The following is a 23,919-nucleotide window of genomic DNA, read 5'->3' as shown; positions in this document are numbered from 1 at the left end:
ATTATTTTGTCAGACAATCTGGAGTATTTCCGGAATTATGAAAATCAGGCATCCCGTTTCGGGAGGAGGGTGATGTGCCGGTACGAGGCAAAGAAACCTACTGTATTCATTCGGTTGAAAATGCCCTTGCTCTCCTCGAAGCCCTCTGCGAGGAAGGCGAAGAGGTCAGCCTCTCCGGGTTAAGCGATCGCCTCGGCATGACCAAGGCCAGCCTCTTTCGCCTGCTGGCGACTTTTGAAAATCGCGGATATGTCGAAAGAGAACCCGGGTCAAGAAAGTACCGCCTGGGCATGGCCGCCTATGAAATCGGGCAAAAGTTTCTCTCCCACATGGGGCTCCTGCGCAAGGCACGCCCGGTCATGGAACAGCTGGCCCGGGAATTCAACGAAGCAATCTATCTTGTCGTCAGGCGGGGTGATGAAGTGCTCTTCCTTGACATGGTCGACAGCACCCAGCAGGTCAAGATCGTCCCTCTGGTAGGACGTCGTTTTCCCATTGAAACGACAGCGGCAGGGAAGATATTCCTGGCCTTCGATCTTGACGGGGCGGGGCTTAAAAGCACTCCGCCGAAAAAAGCGACGAAACCGGTCATCAGCAGGGTAGATGCAAACCAGGTTCGGCAAACCGGTTTCTGTATTGACCAGAGCTGCATCGGCGACGGAACCACCTGCATCGCAGCCGCACTGTTCAGTGGCCCCGGAGAAGTCGCCGGTGTCCTCGCCCTGGTCGGACCGGAATTCCGCATGCCAGGGGACCGGGTCAACCAGGTCCTTCTTCCGGCCCTTTCCATCGCCAAGGAAATGGTCTCCTCCCGCCTGGGCTACCTGGGGCATGTTTTTGGGGAAAAACATCTGAGCTGAACGGAACAGCAACCACGGCCCGAGGCTTCAGATCCCCTTCCGACAACGGCCCGCTGGTGAAGTTATTCGGAGCGAAACTTACAAAACATGTTACCGTAACTCGACTTTCACCGCAGTAATTTACTCTTATAATTTCTTTTTAATAAATGAAATTATGCTTAAAATTCCAATGGTTTTTTAAATTTTTATCTCATACAAAACATGGTTATATTTTTATTGACAACGAGTCGACAACTGGCATATGTTGTGGTAAATTTTTGGCGAAAAGGTTTTACCCAGCGAAACGATTTTTTTCTCACCGAGATTTAATTTGAGTATTTTTCGCAACAAGGTGTTTTTTCGGCCAGGCATTTGAAAACTGAAGACACAGTGTAAACTGTTGGCATCTCTCTACGTTCTTTTATTCTTTGAGCCGGATCCAGCATCCTTCTCCCTGACGGCCAGGAGCACCTCTTCCCGACCTGCCACGGGAGCAGGCAATCAGGCAGACGCAAAGGCTATTGATGGATCGCTCGCTTTACCGGAGGGGAAGGAACAGTCAGCCGCCCCCTCCATTAACGAAATTTCAAATCAAACAACAGAGAAAGGAGGTTGCCCACGAACTGAATTGCCCATCAGCTCCATGGTTATCAAGGAAAACCTAATCAGTTCACAACCACCAAAAACGGTATCACGGCAACATCTAATTTGACGAGAGGAGGCTATTCATGCAACACGATAGCATCGGTTACTGGAAGGCAACACTGGGATTGATCAAGCTCGTTTTGGTCATCTGGTTCGTGGTTTCCTACGGCTTCGGCATCATCCTGGCACCAGCCCTCAACAGCATCCATCTTGGCGGCTACCCGCTCGGTTTCTGGTTTGCCCAGCAGGGATCCATGTATATTTTCGTGGCGCTCATCTTTTTCTATGCGAATCGGATGGGTAAGATCGACGAAAAATTTGACGTTCACGAGAACTAGGGAGGTGTCTTAACTATGAGTCTTCAATTTACAACCTATCTCATCGTCGGTATCACCTTTGCCATCTATATCGGCATCGCCATCTGGGCCCGCGCCGGCAGCACCAAGGAGTTCTACGTCGCCGGCGGCTCGGTCCACCCGGTTATGAACGGCATGGCGACCGGCGCCGACTGGATGTCCGCGGCCTCCTTTATCTCCATGGCCGGCCTGATCTCCAACATGGGTTACGGCGGCGCGCTCTTCCTGATGGGCTGGACCGGCGGCTATGTCCTCCTTGCCATGCTCCTTGCGCCGTATCTGCGCAAATTCGGCAAGTTCACCGTTCCCCAGTTCTTCGGCACCCGCTACTATTCAAAGAGCGCCGCCATGGTTGCGGTTCTCTGCCTGCTGATCGCCTCGACCACCTACATCATCGGCCAGATGACCGGCGTCGGCGTCGCCTTCTCCCGCTTCCTCGGCGTCTCCAACGCCACCGGGATCTACGTCGGTATGGGCATCGTCTTCATGTACGCGGTTTTCGGCGGCATGAAGGGGATCACCTACACCCAGGTCGCCCAGTACTGCGTCCTGATTATTGCCTACACCATCCCGGCGATCTTCATCTCGCTGCACCTGACCGGCAACCCGATCCCGCAGCTCGGCCTCGGTTCCGACATGGTCGGCAGCAACGTCGCCCTGCTGCACAAGCTTGACCTGATCGTGCAGGACCTCGGTTTCTCCCAGTACACCACCAGCACCCGGATCAGCCAGCTCAACACCTTTGTCTACACCGTCTCGTTGATGATCGGTACCGCGGGCCTGCCCCACGTTATCGTTCGCTTCTTCACCGTGCCCAAGGTCAAGGATGCCCGTTCCTCGGCCGGCTGGGCGCTGGTCTTCATCGCCATTCTCTACACCACCGCTCCGGCCGTGGCGGCGATGGCGAAGATGAACCTGCTCAAGACCGTCAATCCCCAGATCATGACCAACGCCGACGTCTTCGCCCCTGGCGCCCAGATCGTCTACGATCAGCGTCCCGACTGGATGAAGCGCTGGGAAGTCACCGGCCTGCTCAAGTTCTCTGACAAGAACGGCGACGGCCGGATCCAGTACTACAATGACAAGAGCAAAGACGCCGCCTTCCAGGCCAAGGCTGCGGCTGCCGGCTGGGCCGGCAACGAGCTGAGCGTCAACGCCGACATCATCGTTCTCGCCAACCCGGAAATCGCGCTGCTGCCGAACTGGGTTATCGCCCTGGTCGCCGCCGGTGGTCTCGCCGCCGCGCTCTCGACCGCAGCCGGTCTGCTCCTCGCCATCTCTTCGGCGATCTCGCATGACCTGCTGAAAGAGAACTTCATGCCCAACCTGACCGAAAAAGGCGAACTGATGGCCGGCAAGATCGCCATGGCTGGCGCCATCATCGTCGCCGGTTACCTCGGCCTCAATCCCCCGGGCTTTGCCGCCGGTACCGTGGCCATTGCCTTCGGTCTCGCCGCCAGTTCCATCTTCCCGGCCCTGATGATGGGTATCTTCAGCAAGACCATGAACAAGCAGGGCGCCATTGCCGGCATGCTCGCCGGTATCGGCATCACCATGTTCTACGTCTTCGCCCACAAAGGGATCTTCTTCATCAAGGGGACGGAGTTCGTCAATTCCATCGGTGGCCCGAACTTCTTCTTCGGTATCGAGCCGAACGCTTTCGGCACCATCGGCGCCATCGTCAACTTCGCCGTTGCCTTCGCCGTCAAGAACATGACCCCCGCGGTCCCCGAAGACATCGCGGCCATGGTCGAATCGGTTCGTATCCCCCGTGGCTCCAAGGCGGTGGACGGCGCTCATTAATCCATCCGCACTGCCGGTGGATTGATATCTGGTTGCAATTCAAAACCCGCCAGTTTTACTGGCGGGTTTTTTTGAACCATCCGCTTATTTAACTTGCCTGCTCCGGCTATCCTCGGTAAAACCTCTCTTGACTAATCAAAATTCTTCGTTCTGTTTTTACGTTCTACGGGAGTATTTGAATGGGAAACGCTTTGATCAGTTTTGTTTTGAATTGGGTCCTCTATCTCGGCCTCTTTCCGGTCGCCTTCTTCTGGCTGCGCCGGAGCTATCGTATTTTCGTCAACAAGGACTATGCAGAGGTCGCCTTGAAAAAGGGGGTGTCGCCTCCCAACCCGAAACGCTGGGCACCTTATACCGGCCTTTCCAACCTGGTCGGTGGCCTGATTGCAATCTGGCTCATTATCGCCATCCCCCTGGGGCTTTACGACTTTGCCAAATGGATCGAGATCGCCGGCCTGACCTTCTGGGGTAAAATAATTTTCGATTTCATCATCAGTCGCCAGGCACACCCGTTTACGCTCGGCAGGAAAAAAGAGGCGGAGAAAGACCCGAAATAATTTGCAGCCTGCCGATACCCGGGCACCCAAGGCTGCAGGCTTGCTTTCCCCTGGAAACGATCATGGTCGTATCCCGTACCCTGCTGAAGACCGACCCCTTCGGGGGTCTCCCCGAGGAAGTTGTCGACGAGCTCGCTGCCGTCGCCATTACCCGGGAATATCCAGCTCATTTTCTCATCTTCAAGCAGCATGATCCACCAACCGGTTACCTCTACGTGGTCAGCAAGGGGCTGGTGGAAATAGTCGCCCTGACCCCGGGCGGGGTCGAAATGGTCGTCGACTACCGGCGGGAAGGGAGTTTCTTTGGCGGCACGCCAGTCTTCACCGGCGACAATTATACCGCCGGCGCCCGTACCGTTACCGCCACCACCTGTCTCCTTATCTCCCAGGATATCCTTAACGACCTTGGTCGTCGTTTTCCCCATATCATCGAACTCTTTACCCGGACAATCCTGTCGCGGGTGCGCAGTCTCTATTCGGACATGGTGGCGGATCACGCCCGAACCGCAGCCGTCCCCATCGAAGCCTACCCGTTTCAGAAACGGTTGACGGAAATCATGTCAACCCCGGTCGAGACCTGCCCGCCCGACACGCCGGTGCGTGAGGTTGCGCGGCGGATGACGGCGCGTGGCGTCGGCGCCATTGTCGTCGCCTCGGCCGGCGGAAAGATTGCCGGCATCATCACCCGCAAGGATCTGATCAGCAAGGTCCTCGCACCGGAACAGGTCGACTGCAGTTCCCTGACGGCGACCGAGGTGATGACCAGAAATCCGCTGGTCATGCCGGTCGATGCCTACATGTTCGAAGCCGCCACCTTCCTGATGACCCACAAAATTCGTCATCTGCCCGTCGTCGCCCAGGACCGGCTCGTCGGCATCGTTACCCTGCGCGACCTGATGCGCTTCCGCAGCCAGAAGTCGATGTTATTGATCAACAGCATCAAGGAGGCCAGATCCGTCGAGGATCTGGCCAAGGCCAACGCCCAGATTGTTCAGGTGGCAAAGGCCTTTATGGCGGAGGGGCGTTCTCATTTTGAGATTATGGAGATCCTCTCTTACATCCACCACACGATCCTGCGCCGCTGCTTCGACCTGATTCTCGACGAGTTCCGCCGGCAAGGCATGACTCCCCCCGCCATCCGTTTCTGCCTGATGATAATGGGCAGCGGCGGCCGCAAGGAGATGCTGCTCGGTCCGGACCAGGACAATGGCCTGGTTTTCGAAGACTATCCCGATGCGATGCAGGAGGAAGTGGACGCCTTTTTCGTCCCCTTCTCCGAACGGCTGATCCAGGCCTTCGAGGAAGTCGGTTATCCCCTCTGCAACGGCAGGGTGATGGCCAATAATCCACGCTGGCGTGGCCGGCTCAAGGACTGGCAAAAGCGGATTGACGGCTGGATCCAGGTTCCCGATCCGAAAATGATCATGTATTCAACGATCTTTCTCGATTTCATGCCGCTGGCGGGAGACCCTTCCCTCTGCCAGGATCTGCGGGAGATTCTCCACCATGAACTGGAAGGCAATACGGTCTACCTCTACCATCTTCTCGAGAATGACCTGAACCACTCCCCTCCCCTCAACCTGCTGGGGCGGTTTATCGTTGAAAAGTCAGGCCCCCACCAGGGGCAGCTTTCGATCAAACAGGCTGGGAGTGTTTTTATTGTCGATTGCGTCCGCATGTTCCTTCTCGAAAAAGGGGTCGATGCGACCACAACCCTCGACCGACTCAATGAGCTGGTCCAGCTGAAGGTTTTTAACCAGGAAACTGCGGAAAATCTCCGGGCAGCACTGGAGGTTTTCATTTTTTTCCGGCTGCGGCAGGAGATCGCCCTGATTGAACAGGGAGAAAAACCCTCCCACTACATCACCCCGAGTTCCCTGAGCAAAAACGAACAGGAGCTGCTGCAGGAGGCCTTTCGCGCCGTTGCCAAGCTCCAGGATTCAGCCCGCCGTCATTTCGGGCGCGGCCTGCGCTGACTTCACCCCCTCCCCGTTCTTCCGACACAAAAAAGACAGCCACCGGGTTCGACCCGAGTGGCTGTCTCTAATGGCGGCCCCGGCGCGATTCGAACGCACGACCTACCGCTTAGGAGTTAAATTTTTTATTGTTTCCTCGTGTTTCAAGTCGTCCATTCAAAGCTACTTTTCACGTTGACTTTCGTACACTTCCCTGTTATTACCGTTTCAGACTGTTTCAAAAAGTTTCGTCAAATTTGCTACCCATGTGCTACCCGAGGCCTAAGGGTAGCTTGGTTTTTACCAAACCTCGACCTACTTTCCCCGGTTAAATGGGACGGAAAGGCTACGGGCATCAAGGGCTTCTGGGTAACAGATCCACCTTCCGAAAGAGGGCTCCTTGTGAAATTCACAGACCGATCAATCCGCAGTATAAAACCATCCGAGGAGCGATTCGAGGTCTGGGAGGACAACGGCCGTGGGTTCGGTTTGCGGGTATCACCGAAGGGCCGCAAGACCTGGGTCTTTCTATATCGGTTCGGCGGTAAATCTCGCCGCATGACCTTTGGGGAGTACCCTACCATTTCGCTTGCAGAGGCCAGAATGAAACATGGGGCCGCCTGGCAGGATCTTGGGAAGGGTGTTGATCCAGGCCTCACGAAGTTATCCGCTGCGGCTGCCGAGCGCAAGGCACCTACCATCAAGCAGCTGGTTGCTGAATTCATCGAAAAGGGACTCAAAGCCAAGGGGAACCGGACCTGGCCGGAATACAAGCGAAGCCTCGAGAAGGACGTGGTTATGGTTTGGGGGGAACGCAAGGCCAAGGAGATCAAAAAGCGGGACGTGGTTCTATTGTTGGAAGGGATTGTCGAGCGAGGCTCACCAAACCAGAGCATGCAGGTATTCAAGCAGATCCGACGCATGTTCAACTTCGCCGTGGAGCGCGACATCCTCGAGTTCACACCTTGCGCACAGGTCAAGCCGCTGGTGAAAGAAAATAACAAGGACCGCTATCTGACCGCTGAAGAGATCAAGGTGTTCTGGGATAACCTTCCTCTCTGCGGCATGACCGACGCCATGCGGAGGGCGTTGCTGCTGGTTCTTGTAACCGGGCAACGCCCCGGGGAGGTTATTGGAGCGCATTCCGCCGAAATCGACGGCGAATGGTGGACCATACCGGCCGGCCGCTCGAAAAACAAGCGGGAGCACCGAGTGTACCTGACTCCCCTGGCGCGCGGCCTGTTTCAGAACCTCGGGCAGGGGTACCTTTTCCCTTCCCCCCGTCTCACCAAGGAGGGGGGAGTGAGGCCAATTGAGGTCAATGCAATGGCCCATGCCCTGCGCCCGGCGTTCAAGAATAACCCTTTCACCGAAGTCTGCGACCTTCCCTTAAAGCCCTTCACCCCACATGATCTTCGAAGGACGGCTGCGACGCACCTCGCGGTCATGGGATATGCAGATGAAATAATCGGTGCCGTCCTCAATCACACCCGCCCTGGTGTAACAGCTATCTACAACCGGCATCGATATGCTAAAGAGATCCAGGTCGCTCTGGGGGCATGGGAGAAAACGCTTTTGGCTATCACATCACAACCAAGTGATAAATCTTAGCGTCCGGCATTCCTACGCTTGGATCTATGGAATGAAAGTTTCGATATCTGCACTCGCTTTGAGAGAGAACCGGTGAATATCCCACCAAGAAGGGGGCGAAATTGAAGAGAGAACGAGAAATTCTAATAAGGCTTGGAAAGAATTGGGATAAGGATGTGGTCCTTAGTCCTAACGAGACGAACCATCTTAATCAGCTAGGGATAATTTTGAGCGAGAAGGATGCCGAAATGCTTGATTTGGGCATTCAAGTTTTTACCTGCAATAACGATGCTGATCATGATGGATTAATCACTGCATTCTGCCAGTATATTGAAAATGGTGTGTACCCATCGAATACGGTTTTGGACGAATTACATAAAAGGTTCAGGAAATACTTATACGACAACGAAAAAGGTAAAGATGGTTCTGACTTAGGAAAATACTTTGGTTCTGATGGAAGGCGAATGCGCTGGAAAAACTCTGTTTACGATAGAATTTTCTTCCATGGTTCATTGTATTCATACTGTTTAAATAAATGGTTTAATTTGGATACTGATGATGCAATTGGACTTGTTTCTAATTGGGTAATTGATCAGGAAAGCAAATTACCTGTTGGTTGGAGTAGCAACAAAAGGCCTAAAAGCAAAGATTCCCTCCATAAATTTTATTACACAAAGGGTGGAAAGAATATGGTTGAACGTGTATTGGCTTTTAACGGAATCGCCGAAAATCCTGACAAAAACAGGAAGTTGGCAATCCTGGAACCGCTCGAAGATTACCTAACTGGATATCCAAATATTTTGCTTATCTTAAAGGGACTTAGATCGTAAGTGTTGAATTTTTAATTTTTCAACAAAACATTACGTGACAAAAAAAACGCCCCTCGGAATTTACCGAAGGGCGTTTTTGCGTTGTTATGGCGGCAAATCAGAACGAAACACCCTGCAACGCCAAGGTTGGGAGAGAAAAGGAGACGCGTGATGGATTTGGGACAAATCATACCTGGCCGAATTTACATGAAACCGAACGCTGTCAGAACAAAGCTTGGAGGAGTTTCCAGAACTACCTTTTGGCGGCTGCGTCAAGACCCCACCTTCCCTAGCCCTATCTGCCTGACAACTGGCGTCCAGGTGTGGGATGCGGCTGAAATTGAATCGTTCGTCGAAACCAGACGCAAACCCTAAAAGGAGGGAAAAGTGAAAAAAATTGTTCTTATCGCTGGTGTTGATACTTACCAGATGGTTGGTGCGCCGGTTATGCATCTCGGCTTTCAGGTTGAGGTTGAAGACGAGGTTGCCAAACGCCTCTTATCGGTGGTCTGTCCCTCCGGTCCGATGTTCCTGAAAGCCGAGGAGTTGGATCATCGGCGGGTTTCGATCCGGCTGGTTGATCCTACCAAGGCCTATCGCAGCCATTCGATCTTTGCCCAAGGCAAAATCCCGATCAGCGTTTCTGCGTCTATCGCCCCTTACCTCCTCCGGCTCTCTCGGGATGGTTCCCCGATCTTCGAAGTGGTCGAAGAGTAAGGGGGCGCTATGAAAAAGGTATTTCCCTTGCCGGGCGTGAGCTACCAGGGGGCCTCCAAAATTGCCATGGATGCTGCCCTGGCCGAATCGGCCCCACCTGAATTCAATCTACTCGGCCACCTAAGCCGTGGCCATTTTATCCCAAGGGGGCGCTTGGTCCCCGCAACCTTCATGGAAGGAGCAATGCAAGATGAATCTCACCGAAGCCAAGGAAAATTATCAGGAGGTTGCTGCTGCCTTAAAAGATGCCGAAGCACGGCATGCCGGGATCACCGTTAAGCAAGAAAACGCCACGGCCACGGCCAGCACCATTTTTGCTGGGGTACTCGCAGCAACGGCCCGGGCAAACTCTGCTATGGAGGATTACCTTCTCGACCGAATCAATGATGAGACCTTGGCCAAGGTCCGTCAGGAGGTCGATCTCACGAAGGACCGCCACCAGGAAGCAAAAGGAATGGCCGAGGCACTAGCCGAGACATTGAAGAAACAGACAGAAGTTGTCACTGACCTGAGAAGGAAGGTCAACCATGCTCAGAATGTTTTCTGGATGGTATTGAAACAATCCCACGCTGAGGAAACGTTAGCCGCCACCAAAAAGGCGCTTGCCACGGCCCTTTTCCTGGCGAAGAAAAACAGCTCACCGGGTGGTTCCTACGCGGTGACAGCGAGAACCGTGGCAGAGGATGTATTCGGTGACCTTATCGTCACCGAGGCCGACCTCAAGTCTATTGCTGCGGAGCTCGTGGAAGCTCATGGGGTACCGCTGTATTGATCTTTGCCGGCCGGGGACGTTGGTAAACTCCTTTGCCCCGGGCACATAGGGTGCCCGGCCAAACGTACCGGCTAGTGTCACTGGGTCTCTTCTCGCGGCGAGGGGAGATGGTGTGCCTCCAGTCGTTAACTTCGAGCGCCACGGCACAATTTAATGAGCAAACAAAAGGACCAATGATGGGCCATAAACGAAAAAAAGAAGGCAGTGCTTTAACCTCTTTTGCCGAGCTTCGGGCCGATGAGATCCGGTTGGCTGCTTCTGATGCCAGGTACCGGCAGCGGATGCTTACCGTTCGACTGAAGAGCTTAAACCAGTGCGTTTCTCCTCGGCGAAGCCGCAGCCTTTACGGCGGGGGTTCCCTTGAGTTTAAGGCAGAGATTGCCGAGCAACTTTTGGCCGAGGTGGCCCTTGATCTCCAGGGACTTCTGAAGAGTATCAACGCGGCCAGGGTGGCCACCAAGAGTTTTATTGCTGCGGTTCGTGCCGATGATCGCAAGGTAAGCAACGAGGGGTGAGTCTGGGAACGTTCACCGCCAACTTCTTTTGGAAAGGGGCAGATTATGTTCACTGTTGATTTGGACGGCTTCGACCAAGCTATCGAGGCGGCGTTGAATCCCAACAAGATCAGAACTGCCGCTCGCATGGCGCTTAACGAAGCGGCCAGGGCCGGCCGCACCGAGGCAAGCAAGGCGATTCGCAGCCATTGGAATATCGCCCCAAGTAAGGTGAACAAGGAAGTCAAGAACATCAAGGCCGCCACAAACGGCGACCTAACAGCTGTGATATCGGCCGAAGGGCGCCCGATCAGTCTGGCCTATTTTGGAGCCAAGCAGGTTACGAGAGTTGTCAGCACCAGGACGGGAAAAAGAAAGGTAGTCCGGGGCACCACGGTTGCAATCCGGCCAGGACTACGGATCAGTTACCCGAAGGCGATGATGGCCAGAATGGCCAACGGCTATTTTGGTGTGTTCATGAATCAGGCCGACTTTTACAACCAGGGGTACAAGTACCACACTCCAAAGCGTGGGAGACACCGGGGGGAACGTGGGCGCTCGAAGATCGTCAACATGGCAACCATCTCTATCCGTTCGATGTTTAGACAGGATAAGGTTCGCACCCCGACGATCAAAGCAATCATCGCCAAATGGAATGAACGCTTTGGCTACCACGTTTCCAGGATGATGGACAAGTGATTACGGGCGCCAACCTCTGGTCGGCAATACCGGGCCGGCTTGCACCACTGGTCTGGCCAGGTGCCGCGATGAATCACCCCCGCTCCCCCAACAGGGGAGTAAGCCAGTGGTTCAACCGTTGTGGTGGGGGTAAGGCAAGGGTCTTCCAGGAAGGTCTTGCTCATGGATTCGCGCGGGTCCTTCCTGGAGGTTATGCCAATACGGGCAACGAAGTCCCAATCTTTCGGTCCATTTATGATTTTTGTTTTGCCTGGAATAATGGAAAAGTGGTTGATTTTATTGGTTTTTTTATTTTTGAGGATTTCCAACAAAAAGTGCGAGGGTAGAAAATGGGCTTTGAAGAGAAGAAATTCGACAAAAAAACAGGGGAGAATTTCTGTTTTGTCGCACTTAAGGCCTTGCCAAAACTCCTCGACGATTCCGCCTGCCGTGAGCATATCTTCCAGTTTTTGAGGCCAGGGATTTCTGGCCGATCCTGCCCTTCCTGTGGTGCTACCTTGACAACCAAAATGCAGGCGACCTTCCAGAGGGGCGGGAAGAGCTGCTGCCTTCTGTGTGGCCGGCAATTCAACTGGTTGACCGGTACGGCCCTGCAAGGTTCAAAGCTCTCTCCATCTGAAATCATGCTTCTCGCTGCCATGGTCAAACTCAGTGTACCCCCCGAAGACATCGCCTCAGCGATCGGTCGAACCTTGCAAACAGTGAAGATTTGGCAGCCCAAGGTGGCAGACCTTTTCATGGAAGGTGGTCAATGAGTGCCCCGGGTCAAGATAAGGTCGTTGCCTTGGACTCGCTTCGTGCCCAGGTGGAAGCCCGCCGGCGGCAAGAGGAAAGCGCCTTTGCTGAAGAGCAGTCCAAAAAGGGAAAGGGCGGCCCGGGTGGGCCTGATGATCCGAGCTTTGTAGCCCAGTGTCTGGCGTGTAATGAGTTGGGTGACGGGGTCCTGTTTGTCTCGATACACCGGGGGCGATTCCTGTTTGATGCCTCCGCAGGTGAGTGGCTTGTATGGTCTGGTCACCACTGGTCCCGCGACATAACCGGCAGGTCCTTGGCAGCCGTTGAAGATGTGGCAATGGCCTACCTCGGGTCTGTCCAGGCTATCGGCCGCAAGGTTGCAGCAACCTCGGACGAAGAGGAGGTTGAGCGGCTCCAGAAACGGCAAGCCAAGTTCCTCAAGCGAATAGATCGCCTTCGGTCTGTCCGTGGTCGGCAGAATTGCCTGACCTTTGCAGCAACCTGCGGCGAAGGCGCCATGGTAGTAACTGGCGACCAGTTGGATTCACAGCCCTGGCTGTTGCCCTGTCGGAACGGGGTGGTTGATCTGAGGGTGGGAGAGCTGAGGCCTGGAGACCCGAAAGACTTCATGACCAAGGGCGCCACGGTGGACTTCCCGGAAGGGTGTGAGGAGTACCTTGTCACAGGCCAGAATTCGCCCTGCCCGAATTGGGAGGCCTTTGTCCTCGAGGTAATGGGCGGGGACCAGGCCAAGGCTGATTACTTGGCCAGACTCTTTGGCTACGCCATCACCGGGTTGGTCCTGGAACATGTTTTTGCCGTGCTGTTTGGCCATGGGCGTAACGGCAAGGGGACCATGATCGAGACGCTTCAGAAGATTCTCGGCCCCTTGGCCTCTCCCGTGCCTGCCGAGCTGCTTCTCGATCAGGGGAAGGTCAGCAACCCGGCAGGCCCCTCCCCACACCTCATGGCCCTGCGGGGGTTGCGCCTCGCCTTTTGCAGTGAGACCGATCAGGGCCGTCGGTTCAGTGCGGCCCGGGTCAAGTGGCTCTCTGGTGGCGACTCCCTGACCGGTCGGCATCCTCACGACCGGCAGCCAACAACCTTTTCACCGTCACACCTCCTGTGCCTGGCAACCAACCATAAGCCGCGGGCCGACGCCTCTGATTTCGCTTTTTGGTCCAGGCTCCATCTCATCGAATTCGGGCTGTCCTATGTTGACCGGCCGATAGCAGCCCACGAGCGGAAAATTGACAAATCCCTCCCCGATCGTTTGGCAGTGGAAGAGTCTGGGATCCTGGCCTGGCTGGTACGTGGTTGCCTTCTCTGGCAAGCAGAGGGGCTTAACCCGCCGCCGGCGGTTCTGGCTGCCACGGCCGAATACCGCCAGAGCGAAGACGACCTGTTCGAGTGGATCGAGGAAAAGTGCGTCGAGGGTGATGGTTTCACTATCACCGCGAAGCAGGCTTACCAGTCATTCAGGGAATGGTGGATCGCCAACGTTTCAGACAAGCCGCCATCTCAGAAACGGTTCGGTGATGGGATGTGTCGGCGGGGCTATGGCAAAGACCGTGGTGCCGGGGGTGGTGCAGTTCGCTATCTTGGTCTAGGTCTTAAATCCTTGGCTTGAAGGATTGAAGGCTTGTTGAGAAGCAAAAAAACACACTTCAAGCTGCAATATACTGTTTTTATTATCTTTATATTACTACCTTGAACCTTTGAATAATAAATCTTAGTAAATTTAATAAATATATTAAAGAGTATATAGGAAGTTTAGTGACTTTGAAGTAAACCCTTCAAACCTTTTTTACACGGTAAAAAGTCGATTTTTTGTTGTTCTGTTGAATAGTTATGGATGATTTCAAGAGGGAGGGCGGCCGGCTGGTGGGGCTCCTCATTCTAAACAGAATTTATGTGACCCTGATTTATTGCAATTCCTGAATTTGTTCCTTCAACCAGCAGCCAGACACTAAAACCAAGAAGGGAGAACCCTATGGCTAAAGATATTGCGGAGCTGATTGTCAAAGCCAACACGACCGGCGCCGAAGGCTCAATGCTCAAATTAAAGAGCACCGCCCATAGCGTGACTTCGGCGATCGAGCGCGAGTTCAACGAGCTTGGAATTAAATCCAGCGCGGCCTTTGATAAAAAGCGCCAAGCCGCTCAAAGCGCCTACGAGAAAATAAAGGCGGGTGGGTGGGCCACAACCGATGAACTGACCCGGGCAGAAAAGGCCCTGGCGGACCGGATGGTTGCAATCGACCAGGAGCAGTTTGGCCGCAGAGAGGGGTTACTGCAGAAATTCAAAGCCAATTGGGTGGCCACCACGGCGGCGATCGGCGTTGCCTGGCTGGCGGTCACCAAGGGCTTCGACTTGGCGATGGAGGCGGCAACCGGAATCCAGAAGCAGCAAGCATTCACGAACCTGGCCGCCAGCCACGGTGCTGCGGCCGACAGGATCATTGCCGACCTGCAGCGGGTTTCGGCCGGGACCATCTCGACCCAGCAGTTGATCGAAAAAGCCGGCACCTCGATGTTGCTTGGCATTGAGGCGAAGTATCTTCCGAAAATGATGGAGATTGCCCGTGCGGCCTCGCGGGTCACGGGAGATACCATCGCCAAGAGTTTTGAAGACCTGTCCTTGGCGACCGCCCGCCAATCCAAAATGATCCTGGATAACCTCGGGATTATGGTCGATGTCGAGGCGGCCAACAAGGCGTATGCCGTCAGCTTGGGAAAAACTGAGTCACAGCTGACCGATACCGAGCGGAAACAAGCATTCCTGAATGCGACCATGGCCGCCGGCCAGGAGATCATTGACCGGGTTGGTTTGGCCAATGACACAATGGCTGAAAAGCTCCAGCGGGTTCAGGCCACCATGGCCAACACCCGGGAAGTTGTCGGGCGTCTGGCTTTGGCTGTCGGCTCCGCGCTTCATGGTGCCTTTTTGGCCGCAGCAGGATCCCTGCATCTCACGATCGGCTTAATCACCTTCCTCCCGGCGCAGTTGGCAAGCCTCCTCAGCAAGATTCCGTTGGTCGGGTCTGCCTTCCGTGGTCTTGCCGGCGAGTTGAAAGGCTTGAGCGCGGCGGGGTTCGAGACTTCCGCAGAAAGCTACAAGTCTGCCCTCGACTCTATCGGGGCGTCCTGGGATGTTCTCTCCGGAAAGATCGACGCGGCATCGGTTGGAAGTGCTGGGGGTGGTCCAGCCGCACAGGTAGAGGCTCAGACTTCGGCGCTCAAGGATGCCTCTTCGGCCCTCGAGCGTTACAGCAAGCAAATCGGAGACCTTGGCCGTGAACAGCTGCGGCTTGCAGAGGCGGGCTTCACACGAGACCTCGAGCGGCAGGAGGATGCAATCAAAAGGTCCGGAGCTGCCGCCGCCAGCCTGTCTGCACCTCTCGGGGTGTACCTGTCGGCTTTGGACCAGGTTTATGAAAAGCAAATCCAGGCACAAAACGACATCGCCGATGTCCTGCAAAAAATGGGCGCCGACCAGGCCACCTTTTTGGGCCAGCAGGTAAATATTGCCACCACCGAAAAAACCTATTTCGAAGCCCGACTCAAGGCCTGGCAGGGTTATTACGACAAACTGAAGGCCCTTCATGGTGCCTCCGTCGAAGACATGAAGAAAAAGCAAGATGATCTTCTGGCGGCTCAGAAGTTTATCGCCAATATCAACAAGGCTTTCCAGGAGAAATTCAACCCCAACCCTGGGCAATCTAAATTTGTCGAGACACTCGAAAAGCTCGACCAGGCCAAGGGCGGCCTTTCCGGGGCCATGGAACTTCCTCCACCTGAGCGGGCTAAGGCCCTGGAAGAATTATTGAAGAGCCTGGCCGCCCTCCCTAAAGAGGTGATTGAAGGTGGTGTAACGCTGATCTCCTCTGAGGAAATGGCGGCGCAGATTTCCGGTTTGCAAGAAAAGGCGGCTGCGGCGTACCTCGCGATAAAGGAGGAACAGGCTACCCAATCCCAGGAGGCTGCCAACAGTTTCAAGGAACAGATGGACCTGGCCGAACAGGCGATGCAGCCACTCCAGGACAAGATCCTGGCCATCGGCAACAATATCTACAGTCTTAACCAGACCATCACCTTAAGCGCCACAGATAAGGCTTCCAGCGTTATTTCAACCATCAAGGAGGCCCTTGAAAATCTCAAGGACAAAACCATCACCATCACCGTGAATTACGAGACCTCCGGATCCAGTTATGGAAGCTATGGCTCCATCAACAACCCGATCAGCGGTGGTGGGTCGTTTGCCACCGGCACCAGCTACGTGCCGAAGACGGGCCTCTATCAGCTGCATCGCGGGGAGGAAGTCAAGACAAGGGGAGAGGTGTCAAAAGCGTCCGGCCCGGTGTCCATGTCCTTCGGGGATATCAATATTTCCCTCCCGAACGTTCGCGAGGCCACGCCCAAATCGGCGCACCAACTTGCACGGGCAATCTTTCCGGAGCTCCAAAAGCTCAATCTCCGCACTGTTGCTCCCGCTGCCCGATAAACAATGGCTGAGGAAATCAAAGCCGCCCAATTCTGTGTACCAATAACGACCTGATTGCAACCTACGCCGGTTTCGATTTGAAGTAACCGGACCAACCCCGAAAGGAGCAGGAAAATGGATGTATCCCGTATCAAGAAAAACGATTTGAAAGTCTGGCTTCCCCTGTTTGATGATGTGGAGATCCTCTGTCGCTATCTCCCCCAGAGCGCTTTCGACAAGATTTCTGCCCAGACCAGCGCGGTCAAGTTCGACCCGAAGAGCCACCGCAGCATTCCGGAGCGGGACGAAAAGAAATTCCGCTCCCTGCTCGGCCGGGCCGTGGTTGAGGACTGGCGCGGCCTTACCGACGCGGGCGAACCCCTGCCCTGCACCCCGGAGAATATCGACTGGCTCATGGAAGAGCTGACCGAGTTCCGTCTCCTGGTCCTTGACGCACCCCTCAGCCTGGAGAAGATGGTGGCATCCGAACGGGCCATTCAGGAAAAAAACTCGTTGACCACCTCCGAGCCCGGGCCGACTTCCCCGGCGTAAGCTGCGAAGCTTGCGCGGAAGCTCGCGAGGTGGACTCCCTGATTCCAGACTGTGAGAACGGGACCGGCTGCCCGGTCCCGGAACTCAAGCCCGGCAATGCCAGGATCCTTGAAATTCGAAGCCGGATAGTTCGTCTGCACAACATCGTTGACACTGGAACAATTTGCAGGATTTGCGGCGTTGATGAAGGGGATTTGGATTTGTTGGCGATCGTCGAAGATGAGTTGAGCCAAAAGGATGCCGGGTCTTTGGACAATGCCGAACAGGACCTTGGCTAAACAAAGAGGGCCCCGCCACCGGAGGGGGGGTGGTGACGGGGCCCAGTAGAGGGGGGAACCTCTTTGGGAAAAATAATAGCATGAAGCTGAGTCGTCAAGGAAAAAAGGAGAACACGTTATGACCAGGCTCGCGGCCCCTTCCTATTCCGCCCTTTTGGACGCGGCCAGGGAGTTCAAGTATCTCATCGACATCCAGAAACCCGGGATAATGATCTGCCCGGCCGCTGGTGGGAAATGGAAGCCTATCAGCGAATCAGACAGTTTCCGAAAGGCCTGCGCTGTTCTTGAGGCGGCCGATTTCTCTTCGAATGACTCGAGTTGCTGACTCAGCCCAGGCCAGATGTTGTTCAGGGGAGTGGCCGTTTGTCGGTGCGATGCGAAAGAGGACACGGTAGTGGGTATCGATCCTATCTATATTCTCCCCAAGAAACGGTGCCACTCCGTCTGCCCGAAATTTAAGGGTCTGAATCCTGTACGCAATCGGGGAGAAGTCTGCCTTTCTCTTGGCGATGGTGCTGCCTGCCGGGTGAGTGCGGTCGAAGGCGTCGATCACGTCCTCCAGGGCCTCTTCCAATTTGTTCAGATCGTGCAACCGTGCGGAACCTGCGTTCATGAATCCCTCTCAGGGCAAGAAGTGAGGTCCCAATTAAACCACGCCCCCCGCTGGTACGCAACGAGCCGCTATGCACCACCCTGCACAAATTCTTGACACACCGCCAATCCCGGGCTATTGTTTCCCCGTTGCCGCAAAATCGGCAGCCGGGTTTGGAAGCCCGGAAACAAAAGGCGGATACAACCGCCACCTTATATTTGGTGGCGTTCGTGTATCCACAGCACGGCTTGGCTCTGATTCGACTGGGCGGCCGTGCGGGGCCCCTCGTGGGCACCGGTTTCCTTTTGGCCGGTCTTCCAACCCGCACGGTTCGCCCTCTTTGCGTTTGGAAGCGCAAGGCGGGCGGTTTTCGAACCCCCTACAAAAGGAGCCCGCCATGCCAAACGCCAAGATCATTTCGTTCCCTTCTTCCCGTCACTTTTCCCCCAAAAAACATCAATCCAGCGAAGTCTATAGCGGCCGTGCCTCCGCGCCTTCTGGGGGAACCGACCCGCTCCTTCTCTTGTTGGAAGAAGAGATAGAACGGGCAGCCGTACGCAGGCTGTCTAGTATGGAAGCCCGGTTCAGAGAAAGGGAGGACCGGTTATCCAGCCTTCTCAGTACCGCGGAAAATCAGGGAAGCCTGTTGGGTGTTGCCAACGGGCCCCTTGACAGTACGACTTCGCCTCGCGAAGTCCTACCGCCCGGAGATCTGGAGCTAACCACTGCCTTCCGTGGGCTTCCTCCCGCGCGCCGCGCTGCCTTGATCGGCATGGCCCGGGCCGCTTCCGGTGATATTTCCGCACGGACAAAGGCTCTCGACGTCCTCTATTCTGTTCTTGCGCCTGCCGAACGTTTTCACCTCGACGCCAGTAACGGCAAACTGAATGCTCTTGTTGCCGCCTTCGCCGAGAAGGGAGAATAGCCGTGGTCGATCAGCTGGTCACAATCACCGAGGAGAAGGTTGTTACCACCTCTCTGGTTATTGCCGAGGCGTTCGAAAAGCGTCATGACTTGGTAATGCGCTCCATCCGTGGCTTGGAGTGTTCGAATGAATTCGCCGCCCGCAATTTTGCGGGCGGCTCCTACCTTGACGCGAACAACCAGGCCCGTCCCATGTTCACTATCACCCGCGACGGGTTCGCCTTCCTCGCCATGGGTTTCACCGGCAAACGGGCTGCCGAGTTCAAGGAAAAGTTCATCGGCGCCTTCAACACCATGGAGCAAGCGCTGATCGAAGGTCAGGGTGAGCGCCGCAGTGTCGATATCAATCACCGTCGCGGCATCACCAACCCCCACGGCCTCGACGTTCGCTATACCCTCGACCTGACCAAGATCATCCTTCGCCCGACTCGGGAGAGCCTGGCCACCCTGGAGCGGCTCACCGGGGTAGACCTGAGCGGCATCGTCTCCCGGCCGGCCGGGGTACCCGGTGCGGTTGCCAGCTGGATCGATCAGGTATGCAGCCGAACCGACGAAGGGGCCATCACCGCCCGGGCTGCCTATCAGTCCTTTCTTGGTTGGTGGGCACTCAATCAGGATGACGATCCCCCTTCCCAGAAGCGCTTCGGGGATGCCATCGCCCAAGCTGGCTTCCAAAAAGACCGCAGCGGCCCTGGTGGATCGTTTCGCTATCGCGGTCTCGAGCTGCGCGATGCCGGCGCCGAGCGGCCAGCTGAGACGGGAAACTGATCGCGGCGGCCCCCTCCCCTGTTCAAAATCATGACCCGCGCCGAAAGGCCACCGGCAACCACGGAGGGGGATACAATGTGCCATTCATCCCTTTTCCAAGCCATATGGAAGGTGCTAGATTTTTCACTTTCAAAAAGAAAAAAAATGTATATACTAAAACTAGCCCATCATTATGGATTTTTTTTTATTGTTTTTTCAAGGAGTTATATCTTAAATGGACGAATGTAAGACTTTAAAAAAGGAATTAGTCCAGGTTGCACGGATGGCTGTTTCCGAAAAGCCGGACGATGTTCGGCTATATGTAGCAAGGATGGTTCGAAAATACCGAAGCGCAGATCCGGACTTCTCTGAGCAGCTGGAGAAATTTCTTCGTAACAACTCTCCCCGGTCTAATCCCCCTCTTCGAAAAAACGATTTTTCCCAAATGGCCATTCCGGCTGACGAGGAGACTCGACTGCTTCTCTTAAAACCATTCCACGACCAAGGCGAATTCCCGGAGCCCTTCTTTTCTCCAGAAACAAAAAATATCCTTGAACAACTTGTTATGGAACGGAAGCAGGCCAAGAAACTCAAATCGCACGATCTTTCCCCGGCCAAGTCCGCTATTTTCATCGGCAAGCCGGGCGTTGGAAAAACCTTAAGTGCAAGATGGCTTGCCTCACAGCTAGGAGTCCCCCTGTTCATTCTAGACCTGACCGCCGTCATGAGTAGCTTTCTGGGAAGAACTGGTGCCAATTTAAGAGCTGCAGTTGATTTTGCAAAGCAAAGGCCATGTGTCCTGCTCCTTGATGAAATCGATGCCATAGCAAAGCGCAGAAATGATGACGCAGATATAGGAGAGCTTAAACGGCTAGTAACTGTAATGTTGCAAGAAGTAGAAAACTGGCCGGACTCAGGGATGTTATTGGCTGCAACGAACCATCCTGAGCTCCTCGATCCTGCGTTGTGGCGCAGATTTGATCTGTTGGTAAAATTCGACCTTCCTGACAAATCGCAAATTCAATCTGCCATTTGCAGGTACCTCGGGAAGAACTTCTCCGTCTTTGAAAAATGGCAGGAAGTTTTAGCCTATGCATTCAATGGCGAATCATACAGCGACATTGAACGAACACTTCAACGCTTTAGAAGAGCAATGACCCTAAATATTTCCGACGATAAGACCTTAGTTGAAGAATTATTAACAACAAAGTCGATCACGTTAGATCGTCAAGATAAAAAAAATCTCGCAATGATTCTCTCTGAGAATGGTAATTTTTCACAACATACAATTTCAAAAATTACAGGGGTTAGCAGGGACACTATTAGGAAACATTCTGGCGGTAAATAGGTAATTATTGGAGGGAGGTACTAATGAAACAGCCGAATTTCCTCATTGGCAGAGGGCAACTTTTAACCTACCCGGTGGAAGTAAAGAAGGGCTTTAACGGCAAGGCAGAGGTGTACTCGTTTGACGATGCTCTTGCCAGGCTAACGCCTCAAATTTCCCGAGTATCTGAAGAGCTTGACTCCCTCCCAGATCATGCCTGCCCAAACGGCTTTGGCGTTGCCAGGTTTGTCTTGAACCCTACCTATATTGCCAAATCTTTCTATCCTTCGACTTTTTTGAGAAGCACTGGTTTAGTCGCAGTTGGAAGCAGATCAGTGCGAGTCACCCCAGATAAGTGGTCAAAAAAGGGGAAACCCTCTGAATGTAGCTCAACTGAAATTTTTGTGGCGGGTGAAAAGAGCAGATTCCGTAACTTGATAACGGCCCTCGAAAGCATGGATCAGGAAACACGAGAAGCAAAAGACTTTACACATTTTGAAAGGATTTCATCTTTCACTTCGGATGAAAAATTTAGACCTTACGCATTAAGCAGTGACCATTATTTTGAAGTTGGGGTGCATTTACTCCCCGGCGAGAATCCTTTCTTTATTCAACGGCCCTTCCAGGAATACGCAAGGCAACTCGGACTAAAGGTCCACTCTGATCTTAGCGTTACTGCTGGTAATCTTTGGTTTGTCCCGGTAGAGGGCTCACTTCTTGGGGCAAGAAAGCTTTCCCAATTTTCATTTATTCGAGTAGTAAGGCCGCTGCCAAGGCTGAGGGCACTCCGCCCCATGCAACGCTCTAACAGCGTAACCCTGGCGTGCGACCTCCCCGACATCCAACCACTATCATCAAAACCAAGGGTTGGCATTCTTGATGGAGGGCTCCCCTCGGCGCATCCGGTCGGAAAATGGCTCGGTTCTTATCAAAAGCTCGATCCAAAAGCCCAAGACGACCCAAGTTCAAATGAACATGGTTTGGCGGTCACCTCTGCATTTTTGTTCGGTCCCATTGTTCCAGGAACCCCAGCAAACAGGCCATTTTCCTATGTCGACCATCTGAGGGTTTTGGACAAGGATTCCAGCAAGGACGACCCGTTTGAGCTTTATCGGACGCTAGGGTTGATTGAACAGGTCTTGATCTCACGGAAATATGAGTTTCTCAACCTGAGCTTGGGGCCTGATTTGCCGATCGAGGACACAGATGTCCACGCTTGGACCGCCTTAATCGATGACTACCTCAGTGACGGTTCAACCTTACTGACCGTTGCGGTTGGCAACAATGGCGAGATGGATCTGAGTTCTGGCAATGCCAGGATTCAGGTGCCATCAGACTGCGTGAATGCAATTGCTGTGGGGGCCGCCAGCTCTTCGGAAGCTGATTGGACCCGGGCGAGTTATAGCGCAATTGGCCCGGGGAGAAGCCCTGGCGTCGTCAAGCCTGATATATTGGCATTTGGTGGTTCTCCAAAAGAATACTTCCACGTTCTGGGGCCGGGGACAAAGGCCATGCTTTCCCCTCAACTTGGGACCAGTTTTGCCTCCCCTTTTGCCTTGAGAAATGCTGTGGGGATTAGGGCCATTCTTGGGGAGGAGCTCTCACCGTTGGCAATCAAGGCACTTCTCGTCCATGCTGCAGAAAACGCTGAGCTTGAAAAGTCTGAAGTCGGGTGGGGGAAATTACCTCAAGACATAATGGACATCATTACCTGTCCGGAGGGGATCGCCAGAATTATTTACCAAGGAGAGCTAAGGCCCGGGAAGCACCTTAGGGCTCCCGTCCCCTTGCCACCCTACCCTATGGAGGGGAATGTTAGTATTAAGGCTACTTTTTGCCTGGTTTGCGGGACTGATCCTCAGGACGCCTGCGCTTATACGAAGGCTGGCCTCACCGTTACCTTTAGACCGAACGACGAAAAAACAGAACCAGGGAAAAGTCATGCAAAAACAAAATCCTTTTTCCATTTGAAATCATACTCTTCTGAATTGGAAATCAGGTCTGATGTTGGAAAATGGGAAACCGTCATGCATGACGAAAGTACAATGCGCGGCAGCGGCCTGAAAAACCCCGCCTTTGACATCCATTATGGTGCAAGAGACTCGGGCGGCGTTCCAAGTGGAGCAGACAAGGTCAAATACGCACTGGTGGTTACGGTCCAGGCCCCTCGGCACAAGGACCTGTTTAATGACATTTTGCGAAATTACAGTTCAATTCTCACACAAATTCAGCCTGAAATTTCTCTCCCGATACGAGTTTGATAAGACAAGTTCCAGTCTTTGGGTGATGTCGGCAAGGAGGAAGCATTGAAAATTGCATGTCTTGGCTGGGGATCATTAATCTGGGACCCTCGAGGACTACCAGTAGACGGGAAATGGTTTGGAAATGGACCATTGTTGCCTATTGAGTTCTCTCGTGAATCAAGTGATGGCAGGATTACCTTGGCGATATCCGATGTGAATGTTTTGGTCAGAACATTTTGGGCACTTATGGATGTCGAGACGGTCGTTGAAGCAAAAATCGAACTAGCAAAACGTGAAGGCATTTCAGAAAGGTTCATAAATAAATCAGTCGGATTTTGGGATGGGGCCTCTGGAAAATCTCAAGGGAAATGTTCCCTCCCAATAGCAGAGTGGGCGGAAAGTCTTAAGATAGGTGCTGTCGTCTGGACAAATTTAAAATGTGGCTTCAAAAATTCACGGGGAGAAATGCCAAATTATTTAGAAATTTTGCATTATCTTAAGGGTCTATCCCCTGAAGACCAAAAACCCGCTGAAGAATATGTTCGCCGGGCACCCATACAAGTTGATACCGCCTTCAGAAGAAACCTTCAGAAGGACTTGGGGTGGAGTCCAATTTCCTCATAAGTATCAAACCAAAATGCTACCCAGGATGCTACCCAAGGACAAAAACAGCCACCTAGCATTAATGCTAAGTGGCTGTTTTATTTGGCGGCCCCGGCGCGATTCGAACGCACGACCTACCGCTTAGGAGGCGGTTGCTCTATCCGGCTGAGCTACGGGGCCAGGTACATCAGTTAAAGGA

At 53.8% G+C, this 23,919-nt stretch carries 22 protein-coding genes and 1 tRNA gene; 21 read left to right on the top strand and 2 right to left on the bottom strand.

Going from position 1 to position 23,919, the window contains the following annotated elements:
• The first annotated feature begins 74 nt into the window (after positions 1-74).
• The 16 genes from DBW_RS09150 (at position 75) to DBW_RS09080 (ending at position 17,284) form a co-directional block, all read left to right on the top strand.
• Positions 75-860, top strand: coding sequence for an IclR family transcriptional regulator (locus DBW_RS09150; RefSeq protein ID WP_066727097.1), 786 nt, complete (start codon positions 75-77; stop codon positions 858-860).
• A 707-nt stretch (positions 861-1,567) separates the two neighbouring features.
• Positions 1,568-1,822 carry a DUF4212 domain-containing protein gene (locus DBW_RS09145; RefSeq protein WP_066727095.1) on the top strand — a complete coding sequence of 85 codons (255 nt, stop codon included), beginning with the start codon at positions 1,568-1,570 and terminating at the stop codon, positions 1,820-1,822.
• 15 nt (positions 1,823-1,837) lie between these two features.
• A complete protein-coding gene (locus DBW_RS09140) occupies positions 1,838-3,643 on the top strand; it encodes a sodium:solute symporter family protein (protein ID WP_066727094.1) in 1,806 nt (601 codons plus the stop codon).
• 179 nt (positions 3,644-3,822) lie between these two features.
• Positions 3,823-4,200: a hypothetical protein gene (locus tag DBW_RS09135; protein ID WP_066727092.1), complete on the top strand. Its 378-nt coding sequence runs from the start codon at positions 3,823-3,825 to the stop codon at positions 4,198-4,200.
• Between the two features lie 62 nt (positions 4,201-4,262).
• Positions 4,263-6,176 carry a putative nucleotidyltransferase substrate binding domain-containing protein gene (locus DBW_RS09130; protein WP_066727090.1) on the top strand — a complete coding sequence of 638 codons (1,914 nt, stop codon included), beginning with the start codon at positions 4,263-4,265 and terminating at the stop codon, positions 6,174-6,176.
• Between the two features lie 381 nt (positions 6,177-6,557).
• Positions 6,558-7,766, top strand: coding sequence for a tyrosine-type recombinase/integrase (locus tag DBW_RS09125; protein ID WP_157471852.1), 1,209 nt, complete (start codon positions 6,558-6,560; stop codon positions 7,764-7,766).
• Positions 7,767-7,867: 101 nt separating this feature from the next.
• Positions 7,868-8,575: a hypothetical protein gene (locus DBW_RS18515; RefSeq protein ID WP_157471851.1), complete on the top strand. Its 708-nt coding sequence runs from the start codon at positions 7,868-7,870 to the stop codon at positions 8,573-8,575.
• 366 nt (positions 8,576-8,941) lie between these two features.
• Positions 8,942-9,271, top strand: a complete 330-nt coding sequence (locus tag DBW_RS09120; RefSeq protein ID WP_066727088.1) for a hypothetical protein — start codon at positions 8,942-8,944, stop codon at positions 9,269-9,271.
• Between the two features lie 190 nt (positions 9,272-9,461).
• On the top strand, positions 9,462-10,043 hold the full coding sequence (locus DBW_RS09115) for a hypothetical protein (protein ID WP_066727087.1): 582 nt from the start codon (positions 9,462-9,464) through the stop codon (positions 10,041-10,043).
• Between the two features lie 176 nt (positions 10,044-10,219).
• Positions 10,220-10,558 carry a hypothetical protein gene (locus tag DBW_RS09110; RefSeq protein ID WP_066727086.1) on the top strand — a complete coding sequence of 113 codons (339 nt, stop codon included), beginning with the start codon at positions 10,220-10,222 and terminating at the stop codon, positions 10,556-10,558.
• A 45-nt stretch (positions 10,559-10,603) separates the two neighbouring features.
• Positions 10,604-11,236, top strand: a complete 633-nt coding sequence (locus tag DBW_RS09105; RefSeq protein WP_066727085.1) for a hypothetical protein — start codon at positions 10,604-10,606, stop codon at positions 11,234-11,236.
• A 329-nt stretch (positions 11,237-11,565) separates the two neighbouring features.
• Complete coding sequence (locus DBW_RS09100) at positions 11,566-11,991, top strand: hypothetical protein (RefSeq protein WP_066727084.1); 426 nt, start codon at positions 11,566-11,568, stop codon at positions 11,989-11,991.
• A 29-nt stretch (positions 11,992-12,020) separates the two neighbouring features.
• Entirely contained in the window at positions 12,021-13,601 is a 1,581-nt protein-coding gene (locus DBW_RS09095) for a DNA primase family protein (RefSeq protein WP_197463620.1), read from the top strand.
• A gap of 363 nt (positions 13,602-13,964) precedes the next feature.
• The gene (locus tag DBW_RS09090) at positions 13,965-16,475 is read left to right on the top strand and encodes a hypothetical protein (protein WP_066727080.1); all 2,511 of its coding nucleotides are present in this window, start codon (positions 13,965-13,967) and stop codon (positions 16,473-16,475) included.
• A 114-nt stretch (positions 16,476-16,589) separates the two neighbouring features.
• On the top strand, positions 16,590-17,006 hold the full coding sequence (locus DBW_RS09085; RefSeq protein ID WP_066727078.1) for a hypothetical protein: 417 nt from the start codon (positions 16,590-16,592) through the stop codon (positions 17,004-17,006).
• Between the two features lie 29 nt (positions 17,007-17,035).
• Positions 17,036-17,284: a hypothetical protein gene (locus DBW_RS09080; RefSeq protein ID WP_066727076.1), complete on the top strand. Its 249-nt coding sequence runs from the start codon at positions 17,036-17,038 to the stop codon at positions 17,282-17,284.
• 253 nt (positions 17,285-17,537) lie between these two features.
• Here the strand turns inward: DBW_RS09080 and DBW_RS18505 are convergent, their stop codons facing one another.
• Entirely contained in the window at positions 17,538-17,897 is a 360-nt protein-coding gene (locus DBW_RS18505; RefSeq protein WP_157471848.1) for a hypothetical protein, read from the bottom strand.
• 376 nt (positions 17,898-18,273) lie between these two features.
• Between DBW_RS18505 and DBW_RS09070 the strand changes: the two genes are divergently transcribed.
• From DBW_RS09070 to DBW_RS18500, 5 genes are all read left to right on the top strand, one after another.
• Entirely contained in the window at positions 18,274-18,801 is a 528-nt protein-coding gene (locus DBW_RS09070; RefSeq protein ID WP_066727074.1) for a hypothetical protein, read from the top strand.
• Positions 18,802-18,803: 2 nt separating this feature from the next.
• Complete coding sequence (locus DBW_RS09065; RefSeq protein ID WP_066727072.1) at positions 18,804-19,568, top strand: Rha family transcriptional regulator; 765 nt, start codon at positions 18,804-18,806, stop codon at positions 19,566-19,568.
• Between the two features lie 214 nt (positions 19,569-19,782).
• Positions 19,783-20,895: an AAA family ATPase gene (locus DBW_RS09060; RefSeq protein ID WP_066727070.1), complete on the top strand. Its 1,113-nt coding sequence runs from the start codon at positions 19,783-19,785 to the stop codon at positions 20,893-20,895.
• Between the two features lie 23 nt (positions 20,896-20,918).
• Entirely contained in the window at positions 20,919-23,135 is a 2,217-nt protein-coding gene (locus DBW_RS09055) for a S8 family peptidase (RefSeq protein ID WP_066727068.1), read from the top strand.
• 45 nt (positions 23,136-23,180) lie between these two features.
• Positions 23,181-23,741, top strand: a complete 561-nt coding sequence (locus tag DBW_RS18500) for a hypothetical protein (protein ID WP_157471847.1) — start codon at positions 23,181-23,183, stop codon at positions 23,739-23,741.
• An 82-nt stretch (positions 23,742-23,823) separates the two neighbouring features.
• Here DBW_RS18500 and DBW_RS09050 read toward each other — a convergent pair.
• Positions 23,824-23,900 (bottom strand) — tRNA-Arg (locus DBW_RS09050).
• Between the last annotated feature and the right edge of the window lie 19 nt (positions 23,901-23,919).

The organism is Desulfuromonas sp. DDH964 (assembly GCF_001611275.1).
Lineage (GTDB): Bacteria > Desulfobacterota > Desulfuromonadia > Desulfuromonadales > DDH964 > DDH964.
This window is presented reverse-complemented; position numbering and strand designations above follow the sequence as displayed.

What these genes read in the sequence shown, in the direction of transcription:
- DBW_RS09130 (WP_066727090.1), top strand. Translation starts at nt 4,263, where the DNA reads ATGGTCGTATCCCGTACCCTGCTGAAGACCGACCCCTTCGGGGGTCTC.
- DBW_RS09060 (WP_066727070.1), top strand. Translation starts at nt 19,783, where the DNA reads ATGGACGAATGTAAGACTTTAAAAAAGGAATTAGTCCAGGTTGCACGG.
- DBW_RS09140 (WP_066727094.1), top strand. Translation starts at nt 1,838, where the DNA reads ATGAGTCTTCAATTTACAACCTATCTCATCGTCGGTATCACCTTTGCC.
- DBW_RS09085 (WP_066727078.1), top strand. Translation starts at nt 16,590, where the DNA reads ATGGATGTATCCCGTATCAAGAAAAACGATTTGAAAGTCTGGCTTCCC.
- DBW_RS09100 (WP_066727084.1), top strand. Translation starts at nt 11,566, where the DNA reads ATGGGCTTTGAAGAGAAGAAATTCGACAAAAAAACAGGGGAGAATTTC.
- DBW_RS09055 (WP_066727068.1), top strand. Translation starts at nt 20,919, where the DNA reads ATGAAACAGCCGAATTTCCTCATTGGCAGAGGGCAACTTTTAACCTAC.
- DBW_RS09105 (WP_066727085.1), top strand. Translation starts at nt 10,604, where the DNA reads ATGTTCACTGTTGATTTGGACGGCTTCGACCAAGCTATCGAGGCGGCG.
- DBW_RS09135 (WP_066727092.1), top strand. Translation starts at nt 3,823, where the DNA reads ATGGGAAACGCTTTGATCAGTTTTGTTTTGAATTGGGTCCTCTATCTC.
- DBW_RS09090 (WP_066727080.1), top strand. Translation starts at nt 13,965, where the DNA reads ATGGCTAAAGATATTGCGGAGCTGATTGTCAAAGCCAACACGACCGGC.
- DBW_RS09145 (WP_066727095.1), top strand. Translation starts at nt 1,568, where the DNA reads ATGCAACACGATAGCATCGGTTACTGGAAGGCAACACTGGGATTGATC.
- DBW_RS09115 (WP_066727087.1), top strand. Translation starts at nt 9,462, where the DNA reads ATGAATCTCACCGAAGCCAAGGAAAATTATCAGGAGGTTGCTGCTGCC.
- DBW_RS18505 (WP_157471848.1), bottom strand. Translation starts at nt 17,897, where the DNA reads ATGAACGCAGGTTCCGCACGGTTGCACGATCTGAACAAATTGGAAGAG.
- DBW_RS09110 (WP_066727086.1), top strand. Translation starts at nt 10,220, where the DNA reads ATGGGCCATAAACGAAAAAAAGAAGGCAGTGCTTTAACCTCTTTTGCC.
- DBW_RS09070 (WP_066727074.1), top strand. Translation starts at nt 18,274, where the DNA reads ATGCCAAACGCCAAGATCATTTCGTTCCCTTCTTCCCGTCACTTTTCC.